Origin of the sequence: Streptomyces sp. NBC_01255, from assembly GCF_036226445.1 — a bacterium.
Lineage (GTDB): Bacteria > Actinomycetota > Actinomycetes > Streptomycetales > Streptomycetaceae > Streptomyces.
Map to the genome: position 1 here is coordinate 704,664 of NZ_CP108474.1, position 24,354 is coordinate 729,017.

Sequence of the window (24,354 nt, forward strand, 5' to 3'; positions counted from 1 at the left end):
CTTTCTGATCATTCGCGCTTAGTTCGTGCTTCGTTTCGTACGTCACACGGGAGCCGGACACTCAGCGGCCAGGTTACCGGCCGGTTTTTTCACCCGCTTGCCGGTCCTCAGCTTGCCGCTAATGTCGATATATAGGCCATAAGTGCATCCTCTGTCCCCACGCTCACGAGGTGAGGGGAAGGGGGCGTACGAGAGGAGCCTTCGATGACCCGAACATTGCGGAGTGCGATAGCCCTGGCGAGCGCCGCGGCGCTCGCCCTGGGCGCGGCGTCCGTGAGCGGAGCGGCCCAGCCGGGTGCGTCCGCCGCTCAGGGCGACGTGCGGATCGGCCTCCTGCTTCCGGAGAGCAAGACCACGCGGTACGAGAAATTCGACCGGCCCTACATCGAGGCCAAGATCAAGGAGCTGGCGCCCGACGCCCAGATCGACTACTACAACGCCGCCGAGAGCGCCACGACCCAGCAGCAGCAGGTCAACACGGCACTCGCCAAGGGCGACAAGGTCCTCATCCTGGACGCCGTGGACGCGAAGTCGATCCAGTCCTCCGTGCAGAAGGCCCGGGACGCGGGCGTCAAGGTCGTGGCGTACGACCGCCTGGCGCAGGGGCCCGTCGACGCCTACGTCTCGTACGACAACCGCAAGGTGGGCGAGCTCCAGGGCCAGGCGCTCCTCGACGCGCTCGGCGACAAGGCCGACGGCGGCCAGATCGTGATGCACAACGGGTCGCCGACCGACCCGAACGCGGCCGAGTTCAAGGCCGGCGCGCACTCCGTCCTGGACGGCAAGGTGAAGATCGGCAAGGAGTACGACACACCGAACTGGGACCCGAACAACGCCAACCAGCAGATGTCCGGTGCCATCAGCTCCCTCGGCAAGGACAACATCGTCGGCGTGTACTCGGCCAACGACGGACTGGCCGCGGGCATCGCCACCGCCCTCAAGGCGGCGGGCATGAACGTGCCGCTGACCGGCCAGGACGCCCAGCTCGACGCCATCCAGCGGATCCTCCTCGGCACCCAGACGATCACGGTCGAGAAGCCGTACAAGCCGGAGGCCGACATCGCCGCCACGATGGCCGTCGACCTCGCCGAGGGCAAGGAGCTCCCGGCCGACCTGACGCCCACCACCGTCACCAGCGGCAGTGGCGAGAAGGTCCCGGCGAACCTGCTGACACCGGTCGTCGTCGACAAGACCAACATCAAGGACACCGTCGTCAAGGACGGGCTGTACACGGTCGCGGAGATCTGCACCCCGGCCTATGCCGCGGCCTGCGAGGAAGCCGGTCTCCAGTAGCGCCTCCGGCAGCCGCGAGGCGTTCATCCCGGTGGGGCGGAGCGGCCCGTGCGAGCGGGCGAGCGGAGGAGGCGGTTCCATTGCCGGAGTCAGCCGTGCTCACACTGCGGGGCATCTCCAAACGGTTCGGCGCGGTCCAGGCCCTGAAGGGGTTCGATCTGGAGGTCCACCCCGGCGAGGTCGTCGCCCTGGTCGGCGACAACGGCGCCGGCAAGTCCACCGCCGTCAAGGCGATCGCCGGGGTGAACCCGCCCGACGAGGGCGTCATCGAGTGGGAGGGCCGCCCGGTCTCCATCAGCCGGCCCCATGACGCCCAGAACCTCGGCATCGCCACCGTCTACCAGGACCTGGCCCTGTGCGACAACCTCGACGTGGTCGCCAACCTCTTCCTCGGCCGCGAGCTGCGCCACTTCGGCGTGCTCGACGAGGTCCGCATGGACCAGCGCGCACGGGAGCTGCTCGACACCCTGTCGATCCGCATCCCGAGCGTCCGGATCCCCGTGGCCTCCCTCTCCGGCGGTCAGCGCCAGACGGTGGCGATCGCCCGCTCCCTGATCGGCGAACCGAAGGTCGTCATCCTGGACGAACCCACGGCCGCCCTGGGCGTGGAGCAGACCGCCGAGGTGCTCGACCTGGTCGAGCGGCTCCGCGAGCGCGGCCTCGGGACCATCCTGATCAGCCACAACATGGTCGACGTGATGGCGGTCGCCGACCGGATCGCCGTGATGCGGCTCGGCCGGAACAACGGCTTCTTCGACAAGCGCTCCACGACCACCGAGGAAATCATCTCCGCGATCACGGGGGCCAGCGACAGCGCCGTCACCCGCCGCCAGGCGCGCAAGCGGGAGGAGGAGGGATGAGCCGCGACCGAGACCGCGCCGCCGGATCCGGAGGATCCGACGACGGCGCCACCCAGGAACCGGCGAAGGGCGCCGTACCGGCCGTGGACACGCGTCTCCTGGTCCGTGAGGAGGGCATCAAGGGGTACCTCGGGGAGTTCCGCCGCAAGCTCCGCACCGGTGAGCTGGGGTCCCTGCCCGTCATTCTGGCCGTGATCATCATCTGGACGGTCTTCGGCAGCCTCGACAGCACGTTCCTCTCGGCCCAGAACCTCTCCGACCTCAGCCAGCAGATCGTCGGCACGGGCATGATCGCCGTCGGCATCGTCTTCGTGCTGCTGCTCGGCGAGATCGACCTCTCCGTCGGCTCGGTCAGCGGCCTGTGCGCCGCGATCTTCGCCGTGCTCAACGTCCTGAACGGGATGAACGAGTGGCTCGCGCTGCTGATCGCCATCGTGGGCGGCGCGGCCGTCGGGCTCATCCAGGGGTTCTTCTTCGCCGAGGTCGGCGTCCCGGCCTTCGTCGTCACGCTGGCCGGCAACCTCGCCTGGAACGGACTGATGCTCCAGGTGCTCGGCACCAGCGGCACGGTCAACATCCCCAGCGAGAGCATCGTCTCCAAGCTCTACTCGACGATCTACCACAGCCCGGCGGCCGCCTACGTGGCCGCGGCGGTGGGCGTCGGGTTGTTCCTGGCGGCCCAGCTCCTGGACGCGCGGCGCCGGCGGACGGCGCGGGTGCCGTCCCGGCCGATCGCCGAGATCGTCCTGCGTACGGTGGTGCTCGCCGCGATCGCCTTCGTCACCGCGTACATCCTCAACCAGTACCAGGGGCTCCCGCTGGCGCTCCTGATCTTCCTGATCCTGCTCGTGGTCCTGGACTTCGTGCTGCGGCGCACCACGTACGGCCGGCGGATCTTCGCGGTGGGCGGCAACATCGAGGGCGCGCGCCGGGCGGGCATCAGCGTGCCGTTCGTCCGGATGAGCGTCTTCTCGATCGCCGGGACCATGGCGGCGGTCGGCGGCATCTTCCTCGCGGGGCAGATCCAGTCCGCGAGCCAGACCTCCGGAGGCGGCAACCTGCTGATGAACGTCATCGCCGCCGCGGTCATCGGCGGCACGAGCCTGTTCGGCGGGCGCGGCACGGTCTGGTCCGCGCTGCTCGGCGCGCTGGTGATCGGGTCCATCCAGTCGGGGATGAACATCATGGGTGTCAGCAACGCGGTCCAGTTCATGATCACGGGTTCGGTGCTGCTGGCCGCCGTGGTCGTCGACTCCCTGTCCCGCAGGAGCCAGAAGGCCGCGGGCCGGGCCTGATCCGCCGGAGGACCACCCCATGGGCACCGATACGGGCAAGGACCGCGACGACAGCCGGGACGACGGCCGGAGCGAGACCGAGATGGAGCGCGCCGACCGGCGCTGGCAGGAGGTCATCCAGGAGATCCGTGTCGTCCAGACCGGTGTGCAGATCCTCCTCGGCTTCCTCCTCACCGTGGTCTTCACCTCGCACTTCCAGGGTCTCGAACAGACCGACAAGACGATCTACATCGTCACGGTCGTCCTCGGGTCCCTGGCGACCGGCGCGCTCATCGGGCCCGTGGCCCTGCACCGGATCGTGGCCGGGAGGCAGATCAAACCCCGGGCCGTCATCTGGGCCGCCCGTCTCACCCTCACGGGCATCGTGCTCCTGCTCGCGACCCTGACGTCGGCCCTCCTCCTGGTCCTGCGCGTGGCCACCGGGGACGACCCGTACGTGCCGTGGATCGTCGCCGGTGTCCTCGCCTGGTACCTGCTCTGCTGGTTCGTCCTGCCCCTGTGGGTGCGCTTCCGCTACACCAGCGGGAGGTAGCCCGTCGCCGTCAGGGCCCGTCCGGGTCCGACGGGCCGGGGCCGATCCTCAGTTCGAAATCGCCGTCGTACTGCTCGTGGCCCGCGATCACGGCGAGTTCGACGGCCTCGACCCCCGCCTCGCCGCGGACGATGAGCGGGTCCTTGCGCAGGTCGCGCATGAGCGCCACGCACATGCCGATCATGACGAGCACGAACGGCGCCGCCACCAGGATGGTGAGGTTCTGGAGCCCCGCGAGCGCGTCGCCCTGGCCGTCGCCGATGAGGAGCATGATGGCCGCGACCGCTCCGGTCAGCACGCCCCAGAAGACCACCACAGGGCGGGTGGGTTCGAAGGTTCCGCGCTGGGAGAGCGTGCCCATGACGAGGGAGGCGGCGTCCGCGCCCGACACGAAGAAGATGCCGACCAGGACCATCACGAGCAGGCTCATGACGCCGGTGAGGGGGAACTCCTGGAGCACGCCGAAGAGTTGCCCCTCGGGGGTGGACTCCCCCGCCAGGTCGCCCTGTTCGCTGAGCTTCATCGCCGTACCGCCGAAGATGGCGAACCAGACGAGGCTGACGGTGCTGGGCACCAGGATGACGCCGCCGACGAACTGGCGGATGGTCCGACCCCGGCTGATGCGGGCGATGAACATGCCGACGAAGGGCGTCCAGGAGATCCACCAGGCCCAGTAGAAGACGGTCCAGCTGCCGAGCCAGTCGTGGATGTTCTCGCCGCTGGTCGCCTCGGTGCGGCCGGCGAGCTGCGGCAGCTGGTCGATGTACGCGGCGAGGGAGGTGGGCAGCAGGTCGAGCACGATGATGGTGGGGCCCGCCACGAAGACGAAGACGGCGAGCACCACCGCGAGCACCATGTTGGTGTTGGACAGCCACTGGATGCCCTTCTCCACACCGGAGACGGCGGAGAAGACGAAGGCCACGGTGAGGACGGCGATGATGCCGACGAGCAGCCCGGTGCCGGTCTTCTCCATCCAGCCCAGTTCCTCGATGCCGCTGCCGATCTGGAGCGCGCCGAGGCCGAGCGAGGCGGCGGAGCCGAAGAGGGTGGCGAAGATGGCCAGAATGTCGATGACGCGGCCGGGACCGCCGTTCGCCCGCCGTTCGCCGATGAGCGGGACGAAGACGGCGCTGATGGTCTGGCGGCGCCTGCGGCGGAAGGTGGAGTAGGCGATGGCGAGTCCGACGACGGCGTAGATCGCCCACGGGTGGAGCGTCCAGTGGAAGAGCGTGGTGGCCATGGCCGTCTGCATCCGCTCGGCCGAGTCGACGGGGTGGGTGCCGGGCGGCGGGGTGCCGTAGTGGGCCAGGGGTTCGCTCACGCCGTAGAACATCAGGCCGATGCCCATGCCCGCGCTGAACATCATGGCGATCCACGACACGGTCCGGAACTCGGGTCCCTCGCTCTCCTGGCCCAGGGTGATTCTGCCGTAGCGGCTGATGGCGAGCCACAGCGCGAAGATGACGAAGCCCGACGCGGCCAGCATGAACGCCCAGCCGCCGTCGCGGATCAGTCCGTCGAGGAGTTTGCTGGAGACGCTCTCCAGACTCTCCGTGGCTGTCGCGCCCCAGACGACGAACGCCAGGGTGAGCACGGCGGTGACACCGAAAACGATCCGGTCGGTACGGGCCTTGTGGTGATGGTCGGGACGGCCGGGGAGGTCCGCCGTCACCGGCAGCCCTTCCCGGCCTCCCCGTTCAGCGCCTGACCGGCGGCCGTCCGGCCTCTCGTCTTCCTGCGGCACAGAGGTCACCTTTCACTGCATTACGGAAAAACGTGACGATGTATCCGTAAGGCAGTACCACAGGCGAGGCCGGACTCGGCGGACCAACAGGCCTTCACGGCACACTCGATGGCCGGTGACCGGGTGGCGGGCTCGCGGGGTCAGGTGGCGGCGCCGCTCTCCAGGATGCCCTTGAGGGTGAGTTCGTCCCTCGGCATCTCCTTCCGCACGTGCGGGCGGACGACGAGCGGGACGATCGCCTTACCGATGCCGTGGCCCTCGAAGTCGAGGGAGAGCGTCAGGCGCGACCGCTCGCCGCCGTCCAGCGGCTCGATGGTGCCCTGGACGTCACCGCGCACGGGGCCGTCGATGCCGTGCACGTGCCAGTGCCTCGGCGGTTCCAGCTCGATGACCTGCATGGTCGAAGTGAACTCCCGACGCCCGAGCCGCCGCGTGACGGCGACCTTCGAGCCGACCGCGAGCGGGGCGTCGCCCAGCCTCCGGACCGAGACCGCGCTCTCCTGCCATTCGGGCAGATGGGTCGGGTCGGTCACGTAGGAGAAGACGTCCGCGGGACTGCGGGATATGTCGATGGTTTCCGTGATGGCAGACATGGTGCCCTCTTCGTCCGGCGGGAGACCGCGCCGGGACCCGAGCCCCGGCGCGGGCTCGTTGTCGCTTCCTACGAAAATGGTCCCACGGGCGGTGGCGCCCCGCCAGTGACGGACGGGGCGAGCCGGGGCGAGCTCGGGGAGGCGAGCCGGGGGCCTCCTCACAGCGTGCCCCGCGCCGTTGTGTGACCGGCGTTACGGACCATGATCGGCGCGGTTGACACAGGCGTAACGGGCATTCCGTACGGTCGGGGCTCGAACGGTTCCACAGAGAGGCCCCCGGTGACCCCACACGACACGCAGGACCCACGGGACGACGCCACCGCCGCTCAGGTGCGGACCGTCTGCTCGTACTGCGGTGTGGGCTGCGGCATGCTCCTCGACATCGGCCCGGGGCCCGACGGCCGCCGTACGGTCCTCAAGGCGACGGGCGACAAGGACCACCCCGCCAACCGCGGGCGCCTCTGCACCAAGGGCGCCACCACCGCGGACATGCTCGCCGCGCCGGGACGCCTGACCACCGCCCTCGTCCGGGACGACCGTGCCGCCGCGCCCGTCCCCACGGACACCGGCCGGGCCATCGCCGAGACCGCCCGCCGGCTGCGGGCCGTCGTCGACGAGCACGGCCCCGACGCCTTCGCGCTCTACGTCTCGGGCCAGCTGAGCCTGGAGGCGCAGTACCTCGCCAACAAGCTCGCCAAGGGCTTCATCGGCACGAACCGGATCGAGTCGAACTCCCGGCTCTGCATGGCGAGCGCCGGCACCGGCTACAAGCTCTCCCTCGGCGCCGACGGCCCGCCCGGCTCCTACGACGACTTCGAGAGGGCCGACGTCTTCCTCGTCATCGGCTCCAACATGGCCGACTGCCACCCCATCCTCTTCCTCCGCATGATGGACCGGGTCAAGGCCGGTGCGAGGCTGATCGTCGTCGACCCCCGGCGGACGGCCACCGCCGACAAGGCCGACCTCTTCCTCCAGATCAAGCCGGGCACGGACCTCGCGCTCCTCAACGGCCTGCTGCACCTGGTGCACGAGCAGGGCCACACCGACCCCGACTTCATCGCCGCGCACACCGAGGGCTGGGAGGCGATGCCGCCGTTCCTCGCCGACTACCCGCCCGCGACCGTCGCCGCCCTCACCGGCATACCCGAGCAGGACATCCGCACCGCCGCCGAGTGGATCGGCCTGGCGCGGGAGTGGACCAGCTGCTGGACCATGGGCCTCAACCAGTCCACCCACGGCACCTGGAACACCAACGCCCTGATCAACCTCCACCTGGCCACCGGCGCGATCTGCCGCCCCGGCTCCGGCCCCTTCTCCCTCACCGGCCAGCCCAACGCCATGGGCGGCCGCGAGATGGGCTACATGGGCCCCGGCCTCCCCGGGCAGCGCTCGGTGCTCGTCGCCGAGGACCGGGCCTTCACCGAGGAGCTCTGGGAGCTCCCGCCGGGCACACTCCGCGAGGACGGCTCCGGCACCGGCACGATCGATCTCTTCCGGCGCATGGCGGAGGGCGAGATCAAGGCGTGCTGGATCATCTGCACCAACCCGGTCGCCTCCGTCGCGAACCGGGCCACCGTCGTCGCGGGGCTGCGGGCCGCCGAACTGGTCGTCACCCAGGACGCGTTCGCCGAGACCGAGACCAACGCCTACGCCGACGTGGTCCTGCCCGCCGCGCTGTGGACCGAGTCCGAGGGCGTACTGATCAACAGCGAGCGGACGCTCACCCTCGCCCGGCCGGCCGCCGACCCGCCCGGCGAGGCCCTCCCCGACTGGCGGATCATCGCCCGCGTCGCCCAGGCCATGGGGTACGAGAAGGCCTTCGCGTACGAGAGCGCCGAGGAGGTCTTCGAGGAGATCAGGCGCGCCGCGAACCCGAAGACCGGCTACGACGTGAGCGGGGTGACGTACGAGCGGCTGCGCGCGACCCCCGTCCAGTGGCCGGCCTCGCCGGGAGGTCCGGACCGCAACCCGATCCGCTACGTGGACGGCGACGGCGCGGGTCCCGTCTTCCCGACGACGAGCGGCCGGGCGGTCTTCCACGCCCGCCCGCACATCGACGCCGCCGAGATGCCCGACGACGAGCATCCGTTCGTCCTCAACACCGGGCGTCTCCAGCACCAGTGGCACACCCTCACCAAGACCGGGAAGGTCGCCAAGCTCAACAAGCTCAACCCGGCGCCCTTCGTCGAGGTGCACCCCGAGGACGCCGAGCGGCTCGGCATCGCGGAGGGCGAAGCGATGCGCATCGCGTCACGGCGCGGGGAGGTCGTGCTCCCCGCGGTGGTCACCGACCGCGTCAGGCCGGGCTGCTGCTTCGCGCCGTTCCACTGGAACGACCTGTTCGGTGAGGGGCTGTGCGTCAACGCCGTCACCAGCGACGCCGTCGATCCGCTCTCCTTCCAGCCCGAGCTGAAGGTGTGCGCGGTGGCGCTGACGAAGGCCCCCGCCCCGGCCACGATGCCGGCCCGGTCCCCGGCCGCCGTGGCCCCGCGTGTGGTGATCCCGAGCGGGGTCGTGCCGTCCGGACCGGCCGCCGCCCTCGGCCTCGCGCCGGCCCCGCCGCCCGTCCTCAGCGCCGAGGAGCGCCAGTATCTCGTCGGCTTCCTCGCGGGCCTGGAATCGGGCGCACCCGGCGTGCCCGTGCTGCCGCCCGGGGCCCCCTTCCGCGACGAGCACGCCCGCTGGGTGAACGGCGTGCTCGCCGGGCTGTACTCCCGTACGCCGGAGGGCTCGGGGCCGCCGCGGGACTCCCGGGCGGACGAGGGTGCGGCGGGCCGCGAGGTCGTCGTGCTGTGGGCCTCGCAGACCGGCAACGCCGAGGAGTTCGCGGCGGCCACCGCCGAACGGCTCCTCGCGGCGGGGCACCGGCCCGCCCTCACCGGCATGGACACGACCGACCTCAAGGCGCTCCCGCCCGCCGCCGATCTGCTGCTGATCACCAGCACCTTCGGGGACGGGGACGCGCCCGACAACGGCTCCGGCTTCTGGGACGACCTCACCGCGCCCGACACCCCGCGGCTCGACGGGCGGCGGTACGCCGTCCTGGCGCTCGGGGACTCCTCGTACGGCGACTTCTGCGGGCACGGTCGGCGCCTGGACCACCGGCTGGACGAGCTCGGGGCCGTACGCCTGGCGCCCCGTACCGACTGCGAGCCCGACTTCGAGACCTCCGCCCACGCCTGGCTCGACCAGGTCCTCGCCGGCCTGTCCGACGGCGGGCAGGCACCACCGGCGGCCTCGGCCGCACCTGCCGCCCCGACCGCACCGACCGCACCGGCTTCGGCGCCCGCGCGCCGGCCCGGGCCCGCCACCACTCCCGCGCGGCTCGTCGGCAACCGGCTCCTCTCCCTGCCCGGGGCGGGGAAGGAGGTGCGGCGGTTCACCTTCGACACGCGCGACGGCGGGGCTCCGCTCGGCTACGAGACCGGCGACGCACTCGGCGTCCAGCCCGTCAACTGCCCCGGCCTCGTGGCCGAATGGCTGGCCGCCACCGGACTCGACGGGGACGCCCCCGTGGAACTCCCCGGGTCCGGTCACGTCCCCTTCGGCGAGGCCCTGCACCGCCACCTCGACATCACCCGTACCCCGTCCGCGTTCCTCGGCTTCGTCACGGAGCGGACCGGCGACCGGGAGCTGAAGAGGCTCCTCCGCCCCGACAACAAGGACGGGCTCGCCCGGTGGTCCTGGGGCCGTCAGGCCGTCGACGTCATCGCCGAGCACCCCGTCCGCGCCACGGCGCAGGAGTGGACCGACGTCCTGGGCCGCCTCAGGCCCCGGCTGTACTCGATCTCCTCCAGCCCACTCACCGACCCCCACCAGGTCTCCCTGACGGTCTCCGTCGTCCGCTACGAGAGCCTGCGCGGCCGCCCCCGCAAGGGCGTCTGCTCGCCGTTCCTCGCCGACGCCGAACCCGGCGCCCCCGTCCCGGTCTTCGTCCAGCGCGCGCCGCACTTCCGGCCCCCCGCCGACCCCACGATCCCGATGGTGATGGTCGGCCCCGGCACGGGCGTGGCCCCTTTCGTCGGCTTCCTCGACGAGCGCCGCGCGCTCGGGCACCGCGCGCCGAACTGGCTCTTCTTCGGCGAGCAGCACCGCGCCACCGACTTCTATTACGAGGACGAGCTCACCGCCCTCCTCTCCGACGGCACCCTGGACCGGCTCGACACCGCCTTCTCCCGCGACCAGCGCGCCAAGGTCTACGTCCAGGACCGGATGCGGGAGCATGGTCCGCAGCTGTGGTCCTGGCTCCAGTCCGGCGCGCACTTCTACGTCTGCGGCGACGCCGCCAGGATGGCGAAGGACGTCGACCGGGCCCTGCGGGACATCGCCGTCACGCACGGCGGCCACGACGCGGAGTCGGCGGCCGTGTACGTGAAGCAGCTCGCCGCCGACAAGCGCTACGTCCGGGACGTGTACTGAGCGCTGCGTCCGGGGACGGGTGGCTGCTTGTACCGAGCGCCGCGTCCGGGGACGGGTGCTGGCGGCGGAGGGCCGTCAGGGCCGATCGGCCTCCTCCACCTCCGCGCGGGTGCGTGCCCCGTTGGCCGTGAGCCAGGCGACGACCTCCGCGGCCTGCTCGGTCTCTCCGGCGCGGGCGACGTCCAGCGGGGTGAGGCCGCCCCAGCCGATCCGGTCGGGGTCCGCTCCGGCGGCGCGGAGCCGGACGGCGGTGGAGAGCCGTCCGCCCTGGCAGGCGCCCCAGAACGCCTCGGTGATCTCTTCCGGGGAGGGCGGCGGCGCGGCGCGGAGCCGGGCCTCGACCACCTCGTCGAGCCCGAGTGTCGCGGCGTCCTGGAACGTGGGCCGGGCGCCCAGTTCGAGCAGGCGGCGGGCCGCGCGCCACTGCCCGAAGGCGCGGGCGTCGGCCAGTGGCGTCCCGCCCGCGATGACGGCTCCGTCGGCCTCGATGTCGGCGCCCGCGGCGACGAGGGCGTCGATCATCGGGACGTCGTCGTTGCTCGCCGCCCAGTGGAGGGGCGTCTCGCGGTGCACCCCGGTGAAGCGGGCGTCCGGGTCGGCGCCCGCCGCGACCAGGACGGCGACGGTCTCGGGTCCGCGCGGCACGTGACCGGGCCAGTCGGTGGCCAGATGCAGCGGGCTCCGCCCGCCGGGGCCGCATCCTTCCCGGTCCTCGACGACCCGGGCGACGGCGAGGCCGGGGTCTCCGGCCAGCAGGCGGCGCAGCGCGTCGAGGTCGCCTGAGCGGATCGCCTCGGTGACGGCGACGGCCACGGGGTCCTGGGAGCGCAGCGAGCGCGGAGTCGGCATAGGGACAGGGTGCCGCACGGGCCCCGCGATTTCCGCCGTGCGCGGAGCCTTGTCAGCCCTGTGGCCCGACCCTATCCTCGCCGACAGAAAGCGCTTTCCACGTTTCTGCGGGAGCCCGGCATGCGGGGCCGGCTCCCGTACCCCGACGACGAACCAGGAAGGCGACGAACATGAGACGACCAGTCGCACGACGACTCCAGGCGGCGCTGGCCGCGGTGGCCCTCGCGGCCGTGACAGGGGCCGTCCTCTCGGCACCCGCGGCATCGGCGGCGACCGGTGGCACCACCGGGTACGCGACGCAGAACGGCGGGACCACCGGCGGCGCCGGCGGGCAGACCGTGCGGGCCACCACGGGGACCGCGATCCACGCGGCCCTGTGCGGCCGGGCCTCCAGCAGCACCCCGATCATCATCGAGGTCGAGGGGACCATCAACCACGCCAACACCAGCCAGGTGTCGGGCGGCAGTTGCAGCACCGCCGCCGGGGTGATCGAGCTCAAGCAGATCAGCAATGTCACCCTCGTCGGCGTCGGCTCCGGTGCCGTCTTCGACCAGCTGGGCATCCACATCCGCCAGGCGAGCAACATCGTCATCCAGAACGTGACCGTGCGGAACGTCAAGAAGTCCGGCTCACCCACGTCCAACGGCGGTGACGCCATCGGCATGGAGAGCGACGTCCGCAACGTCTGGGTGGACCACGTCACCCTGGAGGCCTCGGGCGGCGAGTCGGAGGGCTTCGACGGCCTCTTCGACATGAAGGACAACACCCAGTACGTGACGCTGTCCTACAGCACCCTGCGCAACTCCGGCCGGGGCGGCCTCGTCGGATCCAGCGAGAGCGACCTCTCGAACAGCTTCATCACCTACCACCACAACCTGTACGAGAACATCGACTCCCGTGCGCCCCTCCTGCGCGGCGGTACGGCCCACATCTACAACAACCACTACGTGAGCCTCAACGAGTCCGGCATCAACTCCCGGGCCGGGGCCCGCGCCAAGGTCGACAACAACTACTTCGAGGACTCGAAGGACGTCCTCGGCACCTTCTACACCGACGCGGCCGGGTACTGGCAGGTCAGCGGAAACATCTTCGACAACGTGACCTGGTCGAGCCCCGGCACCGACAACAACCCGGCGGGTCCGAACCCGCAGTCCAACACCACGGTGGCCATCCCGTACGCCTACACCCTCGACGCGGCGAGCTGCGTACCGAGCGTCGTGAGCCGGACGGCGGGTGCCGGCAAGGGCCTCCAGGTGTCGGACGGCGCCTGCTCGCCCCAGACACCGACGCCGACCACCCCGGCGCCCACCACCCCGGCGCCGACGACTCCCGCCCCCACCACCCCGGCTCCGACGCCGACTCCGACGTCGTCCCAGCCGAGCGGGACGAACCTCAGCATCGGGGCCGGTTCCGACGGTTCGAGCAAGGCCGACGGGACGAGCTACGGAAGCGTGCGGGACGGTGACCTGGGCACCTACTGGTCGCCGGCCGGTGCGACCGGTTCCGTGTCGATCAAGTGGGGCTCCCCCACCGCCGTGTCCAAGGTCGTCGTCAAGGAGGCGGCCGGCGCCACGGGCCGGATCGGATCCTGGCGGGTCCTCAACGCCGACACCGGGGCCGTCCTGAGCTCCGGCAGCGGCGCGGGGGTCATCACCTTCGCCCGGACCACCCTGAGCAAGGTGACCTTCGAGATCACCGGCTCGTCGGCGGCACCGCAGGTCGCCGAGTTCGAGACGTACGCCGGATAGCGGCGCCGCCTCACCGCTGCTTCACCGCTTCACCGCTTCACCGCCCGCCGGGCCCGGATTCCTCGGGCCCGGCGGGTCGCGCGCGTCGTCCCGGCTCAGCTCACGAACTCCCGGTCGCCGTAGCGCACCTGGGCCTCGTTCCAGTCGGCGCCGAGCGCGGCGGTGAACTTCCGGGCCAGCGGCAGGTCGGCGACCGGGGCGATGAGGATCAGCCGGCCGTCGAGGGTGACCGAGCCGCCCCCGAGCTTCTCGCGGGCCTCGGCGTCCGCGAGCAGCGCCGCGCGCAGATCGCCCGGGGTGACTCCGGGGACGTCGATCTCGACGGCGTCGGTCTCCGGCGACGTCCGCGGCAGGCAGCGGAAGGTGAGCACGGACTCCTGGTCGTACTCCTTGGCGATGACGCCCGCGATGTGGTGGAGCCCGTCGCGGCCGACCCTGTTCACGTCGAACTCGCGCGACCGCTCGTACGTGGCCTGCTTCAGGTCGGTGGACCAGAAGACGCCGTCCAGGAGCTCCGAGGCGCCGGGCCGGGCGCCGTGGGCTCGGATGACGGCGCGTACCTCGTGGGCGAACCGCGTCAGCCGGGTGTCGAGGCGGGGGTCCTCGGGATCCGTGATGATCGCGGTGTTGTCGGTGGCGAAGAGCTCCGCGGTGGTGCGGCAGTCGTGCTCGCCGGGGCTCGCGTACGTGCTCTGCGTGCCCGCGATCCCCAGCATGAGGGCGGCGACGGCGGTGGTCAGGACGCGGGACGTCCGCTGGGCGGTGGTGTGGTTCATGGCGTGATCAACGAGGCGGGGAGGCGGGCGTTGCGTCGCCTTCGCCTCATTGGTCCCGTCCGCGCCTCAGGGGGCGGGGTGGAGGTGCGCGAGGCCGTGGACGAGGAGTCCGAGGCCGAAGTCGAACTCCTCGTCGAGGGAGACGGAGGTGAGGGTCTCGGCGGCCTGGAGGATCGCGGGGTACGCGGCCGGGTCGAGCCCACGGTAGAAGGCGGCGAGCCGGGGGCCGTCGTCGGGCGCGGAGGCGGGGCCGTACTGCTGGGCCGCGAAGCCGATGACGTAGTGCGTGACGGCGATGAAGGCGCGGGCGGCGAGGTCCGCCGGCAGTCCGTGTGCGAGGAGGGCGCTCAGGACGCGTTCGCGCTGGGCGAGTCCGTGGGGGCCGACGGGGACCTGGGCCGTGAGCAGCGGCAGGGTGTGGGGGTGACCGCGCAGGGTGTCGTGGAGCCGGTGGGCGGTGACCGTGACGGCGTCCCGCCAGTCGACGCGGCCGGCGAGATCGTCGAGGACGGCCTCGCCCAGGACGCGGTCGACGACGTACGCCAGGATCTCGTCCTTGCCGTCGAAGTGGCGGTAGAGCGTGGCCGTGCCGGAGTTCAGGGCGTCGGCGAGCATGCGCAGGGAGAAGGCCTGGGTGCCGTGTTCGTCGACGAGGCGCAGGGCTGTGTCGACGATGCGCGCGGTGTCGAGGGAGGGGCGGCCGCGCCGGGGCTCCGCCGCGGGGGCGGGGGCGGGACGCGCCGCCCACCAGGCGGGGCTGCCGGGGAGTGGCGGGGTGGCGGCCATGGTCCGGGGCCTCTCTCGCTGCGCGGGGGTCACCCGGCGGTTCCGGGTGGCGCGGTGGCCACCGTACCCGGCGGCCTCGCACGCTCCCCGGGCCCCGGTGGCGTCAGGCGGCCGGGACGCGGGCGGTGTCCGTCACGTGGTCGATGTCGCCGACGTATCCGTCGGGGCGGACGAGCACGACGGTGTCCTCGGTGATGCCGTACGCGGTGAGCAGGGCCGCCTCTCGTGGCGTGCGTGGCGCGGTGTGCGGCAGCACGACGTGGCGGTGTACGGGGATTACGCCGGCCCGTGGGGTGTGGCTCTCCAGGGCCGCCGCGGCGCGGGCGCCGAACGCGAGGGCGGTGAAGTGCGGGCCCCGGTAGAGGTCGAAGAGCCTCGTCGCCTCTCCGGTGGGGCGGGGCAGGAGCGCGTCGGGGGCGCGGTCGCCGGGGCGCAGGGTCGCGGTGCGGGACGCGTCGGCGGGGGCGAGCGGGCCGCCGAAGTAGGAGATGCCCAGCTGGTGTTCGTCCTGGCCGCGGGTGAGCTTGCCGGGGCGCGTGCCGCGCAGTCCTTCGTACAGCTCGGTGGAGCGGCCCAGGACCTGTGCGGCGACGGGGCGCCGCTCGGCCTCGTAGCTGTCGAGGAGGGAGTCGTCGGCGCCGGTGAGGACCTGATGGAGTTTCCAGCCGAGGTTGTGGGCGTCCTGGACGCCGGTGTTCAGGCCTTGCGCGCCGGCCGGTGTGTGGACGTGGGCGGCGTCGCCGCACAGCAGAAGCCGGCCGTTCCGGTAGCGCTCGGCGAGGCGGACGTTGGGGCGGAAGACCGAGGTCCAGGTGATGTCCCGCAGGGTGAGGGAGCGGTCTGCGCGGCGGCGCAGGAGGTCGGCGAGGAACTCGGGACCGGTGGGCCCGTCGAGTCCGTCGAGTCCGTCGACGGTGTCGCCGGGGCGCGTCCTGAACATGATCTGGAAGCGGTTCCCGTCGCCGGGCAGCGGGCACGCCGCGACGCTGCGGCCCCGGACGCTGGGCCAGATGTGCCAGTGGTCACGGGAGAGGCCGTCGACCGTGCCGTCGACGAGGAGCATCCGGTCGGCCTCGTCGGTGGTGCCCTCGAAGGCGATGCCCGCGGCCTTCCGCACGGTGCTGGAGCCGCCGTCCGCGCCGACGACGTACCGGGCGGTGAGGAGGCGGCCGTCGTCGAGGCGTACCGCGCAGGACGTGGCGTCCTGGGTGATCTCCACGGCCCGGGCGCCGAAGTCGACGCGTACGCCGAGGCGTTCGACGGCGTCGCGGAGGAGGTCGGTGGTGGCGTACTGCGGGAGCAGGAGCACGTCGGGGTACGGGGTGCCCGCGCTGTCCGGGGCGGTGGCGTGCATCCGCCAGCTCTTCGTGAACGGGCCCACGTGCAGGCCCATCGGCGGGTAGGCGCCGCCCGCCGCGAGCGCGGCCCCGGCGAGGCCGAAGTCGTCGAGGACTTCGAGTGTGCGCGGCTGGATGCCCTTGGCCCGCGAGCCCGCGAAGCCCTTCCCCGCGCGTTCGAGGAGCCGGACCGGGAGTCCGCGGCGGGCCAGATCGAGGGTGAGGGCGAGCCCTACGGGCCCCGCGCCGACGACGATGACCGAGGCGTCCGTCCGGACCGCTCCGCTTCCCGTTTCGTTCATTGCCACTGCCTTTCGTCCACGTCGACCCATTTAACGGATACAGCGTATCCGAAAAGATGGGGCGGGGTCGGCGGGAGTCGGGTCGTGACGCATTGTCGCCAAACGGACACGTTCCGATGCGTGGCGGTGCATGGTGGACGGATCGCCCGAGGGCCGCGTGGATGCCCGTACGAAAGGAGCGTGCCGTGCTGTCCGACTTCTTCGACCGCCTGCTGCGCCGGGGAAACCGTTCCGGCTCCGGAGGGGGTACGCACGCGCCGCCGCGCGACCTCGGGACCCTCGTGCTCGACGCGGACTTCTCCTCCGCCGAGCAGTGGACGGCGGGCCGTTCCTGGGCCTATCCCGACGGGGGTCCGACCAATCCGGGGGACAACAAGCTCGACCACCTGACGGAGGACCCCGACTACAGCCGTACCGGGGTGTTCCGGGCGACCCGCCGCGCGGACGGCTACTGGGACGCCGGACTGCTCACGACCGAGGGCAGCCCGGAGGGCTTCCTGGTGCGGGCGGGGGACGTCCTGGAGGCCCGGGTGCGGCTGCCCGAGGAGACGGGCGCCTGGCCGGCGATCTGGACCTGGCTCGACGGCGGGCAGGAGATCGACGTCTTCGAGTACCACCCCGACAACCCGGACCTGCTGGAGCTTTCGAACCGCGTCCGGGGGCGGCACCACTACTTCCGGGACCCCGCCGTCCGGCCGGGGGCGTGGGTCGACCTCAGGGTCGAGTTCGGCTCCCGTTCCGTGGTGTGGTGGGTCAACGGCACGCGGGTCTTCGACGACGGGCGCGGGGTGGGACCCTCCTGGCGGGCCCACCTCATCGTGAACCTCTCCGTCTGCGCCGGGCGGTACCACCCGGCGCCGGACGCCGGGGCATCGGAGATGTCGTACGAGGTGGCGGAGTTGCGCGTGTACCGCGAGTGACGGGCCTCCGGTCGAGCATCGGATCATATCGACAGACAATGGGATGCATGGCACAGAATGCACCTCCGCAGCGCGGTCCCTCGACGCTGACCGTCAAGGGCCGGGACATGCGGCTCCGCACCATCGGAATCATCGCGCTCGCGGGTCTCGCGATCTGGTTCATCGCGGCCAACACCGGGTCGGTCAGCATCCGGCTGTGGATCCCCACCGTCACCCTGCCCCTCTGGGTCGTACTCACGGTCACCCTGCTCGTGGGCATCGTCCTCGGTATGTACATCTCCCGACGACGAGCCGTCCGACGGCGAGCCAGGCGCTGACCGCCCCGCCCGGCTCGCCGTACCGCCCCCGTTCCTTGAGCGGCTCCCCTCAGCCGCGGGCCAGCAGGTCGCGGAGGCCTGCGGTGAGGCGTTCGTACTCCTCGGGCCGGTTGTAGATCTGCCCCGAGATACGGATTCCGCCGCCGCCGGGCCAGTTCCAGACGAGTACGCGGCAGCCGAGCCGGGCGGCGATCTCCTCGCGCAGAGCGACCGCCTCCGGCTGCGTGCGGGCCAGGCCGGAGGGCAGGCGCAGGGACCGCATCGCCAGGCCTTCGCCGTACGGAAGCGGTGTCACGCCCGGGATCTCGTCGAGCAACTCCGCTCCGTAGCGCACCAGTTCCGCGTTGTGGGCGCGCACCCGGTCAGCGCCGAGCCCGGCGACGAGGTCGAGACCCTCGGGTGCGGCGAGCCAGCCGGTGTAGTCGACGGTGGCGCGGAACTCCACCGCGCGCGGGAAGCCGCGGTCGTCCTCCCACGACGGGACGGGCGCGGCGACCCGGTCCCGGTGGGCGGGGGCCACCGCGAGGACGGCACTGCCCGCCGGCGCGTACGCCCACTTGTGCAGGTTCCCGAACCAGAAGTCGGGTGCGCCCGCGAGCGGTTCGGCGAGCATGCCCGGGGCGTGGGCGCCGTCGACCACGGTGGTGATCCCGCGCTCGCGGAGCGCGGCGAGCAGCCGCGGGGTGGCGAGCGGCCGGGCGGTGGGCGAGCTGATCTGGTCGATCAGGACCACCCGCGTACGAGGAGTGAGCGCGGCGAGCACCGCCTCGCACACCGCGTCCTCGTCCGGCAGGCCGGGGTCGAGGGCGACGGTGACCGTCCGGGCGCGGCGGGCGGCCGCCGCGACGACCGTGCCGTAGCCGTGGTCCGTGACCAGGACCTCGCCATCGGCGTCCAGGCGCAGGGCGTCGAGCGCGAGGTTGGCGGCCTCGGTGGCGTTGGTGACGAAGGCGATCCCCTCGGGATCGGCGCCCAGATGGGCCGCGACGCGCCCCCGGGCAGCGGCCAGGCGGTCGGGGACGCCGAGGAAGAAGGCGTCGGGGTCGGCCATGGCCTCCTCGGCCAGGCGCCGTTGGGCCTCGGCGACCGGGACGGGCACGGCGCCGAAGGAGCCGTGGTTGAGGTGGGCGACCGCCGGGTCGAGCCGGAACAGCCGTGCCCCGCCCGGGAATTCCCCGCCGGGGACGCCCCGGATGCCCCTCCGACCCCTGACACCTCTGACGCCCCTGACGCCCCTGACGCTTTGTCCCTCCCCGCCCGGCGGCACGGCGGGCGCGGTCATCGGACCTCGACGGTGACGGTCCGGCCGGGGGCCACGCGCGTACGGACGACGGTGTAGGTCGCCCCGTCGACGACCTCGGTACGGGCCTCCCTGACCACCCCGTCGACGGCGACGGCAGCGTGGGCGCCCGGGAAGCGGGCCACCCAGGTGTACGGGGCACTGCCCGAGGTGTGGGTGAGGGTCGAGCGGCGGTCCGTTTCGTGGCGCAGGGTGAAGGCGGAGTCGCCGACGCGCAGGTCCTCGATGCTCAGCCACTCCATGCCGGAGGGCAGCCGCGACTGGGTGGCGAGGGTGCGGGCGGGGGCGTCCGGGGTGACGCCCATCAGTCCCTGGACGGTCTGGCCGACGAGGGTGAAGGAGACCTCGGGGTAGTCGCCGTTGGTGCCCTGGCGGGAGTTGACGTGCTGGACGTCCTTCTGGGCGTAGATGTGGCGCATCCACTTCCAGGCGGTGTCGGCACGGTTGTTGGTGAGGAAGGTGTCGGGGAGGTAGGTCAGGGCCTCGATGTTGTCGGGGCGTCCGTCGCCTTCGGCCTGCTCGTCGATGTAGTCGAGGTACGCCTCGCGCCGGTCCCCGGGGGCGACGATCTGCTTCATGGGCATGAACCAGCTGTTCTCCTTGCCCCAGCCGGTCAGGGCGCGCCCGTCGGTGGTGTAGCCGCGCACCATGTCGGCGCCCGAACCGGTGCCGCTCCAGGTGGTGTTGAAGTACGTCTTGAGTTCGCGGGCCCGGCGCTCGAAGCGGGCCGCGAGCTGGTGCTCGCCCTTGGCGCGGGCGAGGGAGGCCATCGCGCGGTAGGCCTGGTACTGCGAGCCGATGGCGTCGCCGGCCTCGGCGAGCGGTTCGTCGCTCTGCTCGTTGTAGCTCGCGACGCCTTGGAAGATGCCCTTGCCGGTGCCCTCGGCCACGCTCACCCGGCCGTTGTCCTTCTTCCCGTCGTGAAGGGAGACGAACTCCTCGGTGGCGTGGCGGTAGAACTCCCACAGGGCGGGGTCGTCGAGGTAGGCGGGGTCGCCGCTCCAGCGGTACGCCTCCTCGGCCTTCTGGACCAGTTCGAAGGGGGCGGGCACCTCCCGGACGAAGAGGCTCGGGCCGCGGTAGTCGATGGAGAGGTAGGAGCGGTTGTCGAAGTTGAGGGCCCACACCGGGTAGTAGGCGTGCTCGGCGGTCGCGGAGGCGGCGAAGGAGCGCAGCATCTCCTTGTTCTCGGTGTGCAGGCCGAGCACTCCGGCGCCGGAGAGCTGGTGGGCCATGTCGCGGGAGTAGTAGCCGCTGCGGTTGGCGTATCCCGCCCAGTAGGAGGGTGCGTAGACGCCGGTGCCGGTACCGCCGGTCTGGCGCTCGTCCGCGTCGAGCGGGCCCTGGGTGCCGGGCAGGTGCACCCAGCTGTTGGCCTTGCCCTTGGCCCAGTCGAACATCTCGACGATCTCGGGGTCGCTGGAGGAGACGCGGGGGTCGGCGGGGGCGGCCGGGGAGACCATCACGTCGTCGACGTTGACCCAGCCGTTCCCCGACTCGAAGGCGATCTCCAGCCGGTCCCCGGGGGCGAGGACGATCCTGCCGAGGGTGTGGCGGCGGTAGTTGGCGGCGGCGGGCAGGGTCCGCTCGGCGACGGCGGCGCCGTTGACCCGCAGGACGTACCGGCCGCCGGGGCCGCCGGTGGCGATCCACGCGGAGACGAGGTAGCCGCCGTGGCCGGTGGCCGTGACGGTCTGGGAGACCTTCATGCCGCTGCCGGCGTCGAGGTAGGCCAGCCGGCTCCCGGCGTGCGGGTTGTTGCTCGCGACGCCGGTCCCGGAGGTGAACTCCCAGCCCCCACCACCCTGTTCGAAGCCGGGATCGACCACGGTCAGCACGGCGGGGGCGGGGGCGGACGGGGAGGCCGTCGCCGGGGTTCCACCGGCGGACAGTGAGGCGAGCAGGGCGACGGCGGACAGCAGCGACAAGCGGGAACGCGTCATGAGGGTTCTCTCCCGGAGCGGAGCGGGTCAGGTCGGGGCGCGCGGCACGCTAGCAACAGCCACTGACGGATTGCAATGGTCCTGCCAAAGATCAGACGTCAGTCAAACTGAAAGTTTTCACTGAAGCATTGCAAGTCGAGTGATCCCCCTTGTAATGTCCGGCCCCGTCAAGTTCCGCAACGGTGCGAGCGAGGGGATCCGGCATGACGGACCAGCAGAGTGGAAGACAGCCGGGGCGCCGGCAGGTACTGCGCGGCGGCAGCGCCCTGGCGGCGGCCGGACTCGGCGGACTCGGCCTCACCGGCCTGACGACGCTCACCGGCTGCTCGGGCAGCGGCGACACCGGCGCGGGCGGTTCGGGCGCCGCCGGGGATCCGCGCAAGGGAAAGATCACGGTCTGGTCCTGGCAGGGCCCGGCTGAACAACTCAAGGCGCTGATACCGGAGTTCAACAAGACATACCCGGACATCCAGGTGACCGTCGAGGACATCGGCAACCCCGCCATCTGGGACAAGATCACGGCCGGCCTCGCCGCCGGCGGCCAGGGCCTCGCCGACGTCCTGCACATCGGCGTCGACTACCTGCCGGGGTACGTCGAGCGCTTTCCCGGCGGCCTCGCCGACCTCGCCCCGCTGGGCGCACCCGCCCACAAGGACGCCTTCGCCTCCGGTCTCTGGCAGACCGTCTCCCCCGACGGCAAGCGCGTCAACGCCCTTCCCTGGGAGGCTAATTCGGCGGGGTTCTACTACCGGGCCGACCTCTTCGAGAAGGCCGGGGTCGACGTCGGCGCGCTCCAGACCTGGGACGAGACGATCGAGGCCGGCAAGCGGCTCAAGGCGCGTACGGGCGTCCATCTCCTCGGCATCGACAAGCCGGCCTCGCAGCCCGACGCCGCCAACTTCTTCCAGATGCTGCTCCAGCTCCAGGGCGCCTTCTACTTCGACCTGGAAGGCCGCATCACCCTGGACTCCCCGGAGGCCGTCCGGGCGATGACGCTCATCAAGACCATGAACGACGCCGGGCTCGTGAGCAATCTGGCCGGCGGCTGGAACGCCCTGATGAGCTCCCTCAAGCGGGGCACCGCCGCCGTACTTCCCTGGCCCACCTGGTTCGGCGGGATCATCGAGGAGCAGGTGCCCGGCGAGGCGGGCAAGTGGAAGGTCCGGCTGCCCCCGGCCGTCCGCCGCGGCGGCCCCACCGCGGCCACCGTGAACTCCACCCACCTCGCGATCGCCGGCAGCAGCAAGCAGCAGGCGGCGGCCTGGTCCTTCGTCGAGTTCGCGCTGACCCGCCCCGCCTCCCAGGTGCGGATCTACCGGGGCAAGGGCATCGCGCCCGCGCTCCTCAAGGCGTACGACGACTCCGTCTTCCACGAGCCTTCCGCCTTCTTCAGCGGGCAGCGCAAGGGCGAGATCTTCCTCGACGCCCTCAAGGCGCCCGGCTCCGCCGTGAACTACACGGCCGACTACGCCCGCGCCCTGAAGCTCGTCACCGACGCCCAGTCGAAGGTGCTGCTCAAGGGCGCCGACCCGGCGAAGGTCCTCGGCGAGGCGGCGAGCGAGCTGGCCCGCCAGACCGGCAGGAAGAACGTGCGATGACACCGAGCGCGCCCGCCGCCGCCGCGCCCCGCCCCGCCGCGCGCCGGCGCGGGCGGTGGGGCACGGCCGCCCCGTACCTCTTCGTCCTGCCCGCGGTGCTGCTCTTCGCCGCGTTCAAGCTCTACCCCATCGGCTGGTCGTTCCTCCTCAGCCTGCACCGCACAGTGGGCGGCACCGAGACGTTCGTGGGTGCCGACAACTACGCACGTCTCGCCGACGACCCGCTGTTCTGGACCGCGCTGCGCAACACCGGGGTGATCCTCGTCGTCCAGGTGCCGCTGATGCTGGCGCTCGCCACCGGGCTCGCGGTCGCCCTCGACTCCACCCTGCTGCGCGGCCGGCCCGTCTTCCGGCTCGGCTTCTTCCTGCCGATGGTCACGGGGCTCGTCGCGTACGGCATCGTCTTCTCCGTCCTCCTCAACGAGGAGTACGGGCTCGTCAACTGGCTGTTCGGCCTCGTCGGCATCGACCCGGTCCCCTGGCTGACCGAGGGGCTGTGGGCCCGCATCTCCCTGGGCCTCGCGCTGACCTGGCACTACACCGGCTACAACGCCGTGATCCTGCTCGCCAGGCTCCAGACGATCCCGGCCGAGCTCTACGACGCGGCCGCCGTCGACGGCGCCGGCGCGCTGAACGCCTTCCGCCACGTCACGCTGCCCGGGCTGCGGCCCGCGCTGCTCCTCACGACGGTCCTGTCCACGATCGGCACGCTCCAGCTCTTCGACGAGCCGTACGTCCTCACCGGCGGCGGGCCCGACAACGCGACCCTGACGATCGGCGTGTACCTCTACCAGAACGCCTTCAAGTACTTCGACTTCGGCTACGCCTCCGCCGTCGCGTACGCCCTCACCGTCCTCGTCGGAGTCCTCGGCCTGATCCAGTTCCGCCTCCTCGGGGAGAAGTCGTGACCGCCCGCAGCCGCCATCCCGGCCGGAGCATCCTGCTCACCTCCGGGCTCGCCATCGCCCTGGCCGCCGTCGCGGTCCCCTTCTACTGGCTGGCCGTCGGCGCCACCCACAGCTCGCAGGAGATCTTCGACAGTCCGCCGCCCCTGCTGCCCGGTGGGCACCTCGGGGAGAACCTCGCCACCCTCCAGGAGACCGCGGACTTCGGCCGGGTCGTGCTCAACTCCCTGGGCATATCGGTCGTCTACACGCTCCTCGCGGGGGTGGTGTGCACGTTCGCCGGATACGGCTTCGCGACCTACCGGTTCCGCGGCCGCGAGGCGCTGTTCGGTCTTCTCATGCTCGGTCTCGTCGTGCCCGCGCAGATCACGCTCGTCCCGCTGTTCAAGATGATGGCCGAGCTGCACTGGCTCAACACCTACCAGGCCGTCATCGCCCCCAACCTGGCCCTGCCCTTCGGCATCTTCCTGATGCGCCAGTCGATGGCCGCGCTGCCGAAGGAGCTGCTCGACTCGGGCCGGATGGACGGCTGCGGGGAGTTCCGGCTGTTCTGGCGGGTCGCCCTGCCCCCGATGCGCCCGGCCCTCGCCGCCCTCGCCCTGTTCCTCTTCCTGTACCAGTGGAACGACTTCATCTGGCCGCTGATCGTGCTGCGCGACGACAGCACGTTCACCATCCCGGTGGCGCTCGCCTCCCTCCAGGGACTGGACGAGACCGACTACGGCGCCATCCTCGCCGGCACCGCCATCGCCGCCGTACCGATGGCCATCGTCTTCCTCGCCCTCCAGCGCCACTTCGTGTCCGGGCTCCTCGCGGGCGCGGTGAAGGAATGAGCAC

Annotated in this window: 19 protein-coding genes; 11 read left to right on the forward strand and 8 right to left on the reverse strand. The window is 71.8% G+C overall.

From position 1 onward, the window contains the following. Nucleotides 1–204 precede the first annotated feature (204 nt). The 4 genes from OG357_RS02935 (at nt 205) to OG357_RS02950 (ending at nt 3,980) form a co-directional block, all read left to right on the forward strand. A complete protein-coding gene (locus tag OG357_RS02935) occupies nt 205–1,293 on the forward strand; it encodes a sugar ABC transporter substrate-binding protein (RefSeq protein WP_329619600.1) in 1,089 nt (362 codons plus the stop codon). A gap of 95 nt (nt 1,294–1,388) precedes the next feature. Continuing rightward, nucleotides 1,389–2,153 carry an ATP-binding cassette domain-containing protein gene (locus OG357_RS02940; protein WP_443066616.1) on the forward strand — a complete coding sequence of 255 codons (765 nt, stop codon included), beginning with the start codon at nt 1,389–1,391 and terminating at the stop codon, nt 2,151–2,153. Beyond that, on the forward strand, nt 2,150–3,448 hold the full coding sequence (locus tag OG357_RS02945; protein WP_329619602.1) for a sugar ABC transporter permease: 1,299 nt from the start codon (nt 2,150–2,152) through the stop codon (nt 3,446–3,448). Before OG357_RS02940 ends, OG357_RS02945 begins: the two co-directional genes overlap by 4 nt. Before the next feature lie 19 nt (nt 3,449–3,467). Then, nucleotides 3,468–3,980, forward strand: coding sequence for a DUF6328 family protein (locus OG357_RS02950; protein ID WP_329619603.1), 513 nt, complete (start codon nt 3,468–3,470; stop codon nt 3,978–3,980). Nucleotides 3,981–3,990: 10 nt separating this feature from the next. On the opposite strand, the gene OG357_RS02955 is transcribed toward OG357_RS02950, so the two are convergent. Both OG357_RS02955 and OG357_RS02960 read right to left on the reverse strand, forming a co-directional pair. After that, entirely contained in the window at nt 3,991–5,652 is a 1,662-nt protein-coding gene (locus tag OG357_RS02955) for a BCCT family transporter (protein WP_329619604.1), read from the reverse strand. A gap of 212 nt (nt 5,653–5,864) precedes the next feature. Then, entirely contained in the window at nt 5,865–6,317 is a 453-nt protein-coding gene (locus tag OG357_RS02960) for an SRPBCC family protein (RefSeq protein ID WP_329619605.1), read from the reverse strand. Between the two features lie 369 nt (nt 6,318–6,686). Between OG357_RS02960 and OG357_RS02965 the strand changes: the two genes are divergently transcribed. Next, nucleotides 6,687–10,736 carry a molybdopterin-dependent oxidoreductase gene (locus OG357_RS02965; RefSeq protein WP_443066790.1) on the forward strand — a complete coding sequence of 1,350 codons (4,050 nt, stop codon included), beginning with the start codon at nt 6,687–6,689 and terminating at the stop codon, nt 10,734–10,736. A gap of 75 nt (nt 10,737–10,811) precedes the next feature. Here OG357_RS02965 and OG357_RS02970 read toward each other — a convergent pair whose 3' ends face one another. Further along, nucleotides 10,812–11,585: an ankyrin repeat domain-containing protein gene (locus OG357_RS02970; protein WP_329619606.1), complete on the reverse strand. Its 774-nt coding sequence runs from the start codon at nt 11,583–11,585 to the stop codon at nt 10,812–10,814. Between the two features lie 170 nt (nt 11,586–11,755). Between OG357_RS02970 and OG357_RS02975 the strand changes: the two genes are divergently transcribed. After that, nucleotides 11,756–13,333, forward strand: a complete 1,578-nt coding sequence (locus OG357_RS02975) for a pectate lyase family protein (RefSeq protein ID WP_329619607.1) — start codon at nt 11,756–11,758, stop codon at nt 13,331–13,333. A 95-nt stretch (nt 13,334–13,428) separates the two neighbouring features. On the opposite strand, the gene OG357_RS02980 is transcribed toward OG357_RS02975, so the two are convergent. The 3 genes from OG357_RS02980 to OG357_RS02990 all read right to left on the reverse strand — a co-directional run bounded on the left by OG357_RS02980 (nt 13,429) and on the right by OG357_RS02990 (nt 16,534). After that, nucleotides 13,429–14,109, reverse strand: a complete 681-nt coding sequence (locus OG357_RS02980; protein WP_329619608.1) for a hypothetical protein — start codon at nt 14,107–14,109, stop codon at nt 13,429–13,431. Nucleotides 14,110–14,175: 66 nt separating this feature from the next. Then, nucleotides 14,176–14,895, reverse strand: coding sequence for a TetR/AcrR family transcriptional regulator (locus tag OG357_RS02985; protein WP_329619609.1), 720 nt, complete (start codon nt 14,893–14,895; stop codon nt 14,176–14,178). Between the two features lie 103 nt (nt 14,896–14,998). Then, entirely contained in the window at nt 14,999–16,534 is a 1,536-nt protein-coding gene (locus OG357_RS02990) for an FAD-dependent monooxygenase (protein WP_329619610.1), read from the reverse strand. 281 nt (nt 16,535–16,815) lie between these two features. On the opposite strand from OG357_RS02990, the gene OG357_RS02995 reads away from it, so the two are divergent. Next, nucleotides 16,816–17,454: a beta-glucanase gene (locus OG357_RS02995; RefSeq protein ID WP_329625471.1), complete on the forward strand. Its 639-nt coding sequence runs from the start codon at nt 16,816–16,818 to the stop codon at nt 17,452–17,454. 47 nt (nt 17,455–17,501) lie between these two features. Next, nucleotides 17,502–17,771 carry a LapA family protein gene (locus OG357_RS03000; protein ID WP_329619611.1) on the forward strand — a complete coding sequence of 90 codons (270 nt, stop codon included), beginning with the start codon at nt 17,502–17,504 and terminating at the stop codon, nt 17,769–17,771. A gap of 49 nt (nt 17,772–17,820) precedes the next feature. Here OG357_RS03000 and OG357_RS03005 read toward each other — a convergent pair whose 3' ends face one another. Together OG357_RS03005 and OG357_RS03010 are read right to left on the reverse strand one after the other, a co-directional pair. Further along, a complete protein-coding gene (locus OG357_RS03005) occupies nt 17,821–19,053 on the reverse strand; it encodes an aminotransferase class V-fold PLP-dependent enzyme (protein ID WP_329619612.1) in 1,233 nt (410 codons plus the stop codon). Then, complete coding sequence (locus OG357_RS03010; protein WP_329619613.1) at nt 19,050–21,014, reverse strand: hypothetical protein; 1,965 nt, start codon at nt 21,012–21,014, stop codon at nt 19,050–19,052. The genes OG357_RS03005 and OG357_RS03010 overlap by 4 nt, the downstream gene beginning before the upstream one ends. Nucleotides 21,015–21,217: 203 nt before the next feature. Between OG357_RS03010 and OG357_RS03015 the strand changes: the two genes are divergently transcribed. From OG357_RS03015 to OG357_RS03025, 3 genes are read left to right on the forward strand one after another with little or no spacing between them, the layout of a single operon-like run. Then, nucleotides 21,218–22,612 carry an ABC transporter substrate-binding protein gene (locus tag OG357_RS03015; RefSeq protein ID WP_329619614.1) on the forward strand — a complete coding sequence of 465 codons (1,395 nt, stop codon included), beginning with the start codon at nt 21,218–21,220 and terminating at the stop codon, nt 22,610–22,612. After that, nucleotides 22,609–23,520 carry a carbohydrate ABC transporter permease gene (locus tag OG357_RS03020; RefSeq protein WP_329619615.1) on the forward strand — a complete coding sequence of 304 codons (912 nt, stop codon included), beginning with the start codon at nt 22,609–22,611 and terminating at the stop codon, nt 23,518–23,520. The genes OG357_RS03015 and OG357_RS03020 overlap by 4 nt, the downstream gene beginning before the upstream one ends. Then, nucleotides 23,517–24,350 (forward strand): carbohydrate ABC transporter permease, encoded by an 834-nt coding sequence (locus tag OG357_RS03025; RefSeq protein WP_329619616.1) that lies wholly within the window; start codon nt 23,517–23,519, stop codon nt 24,348–24,350. The genes OG357_RS03020 and OG357_RS03025 overlap by 4 nt, the downstream gene beginning before the upstream one ends. Nucleotides 24,351–24,354 lie beyond the last annotated feature (4 nt).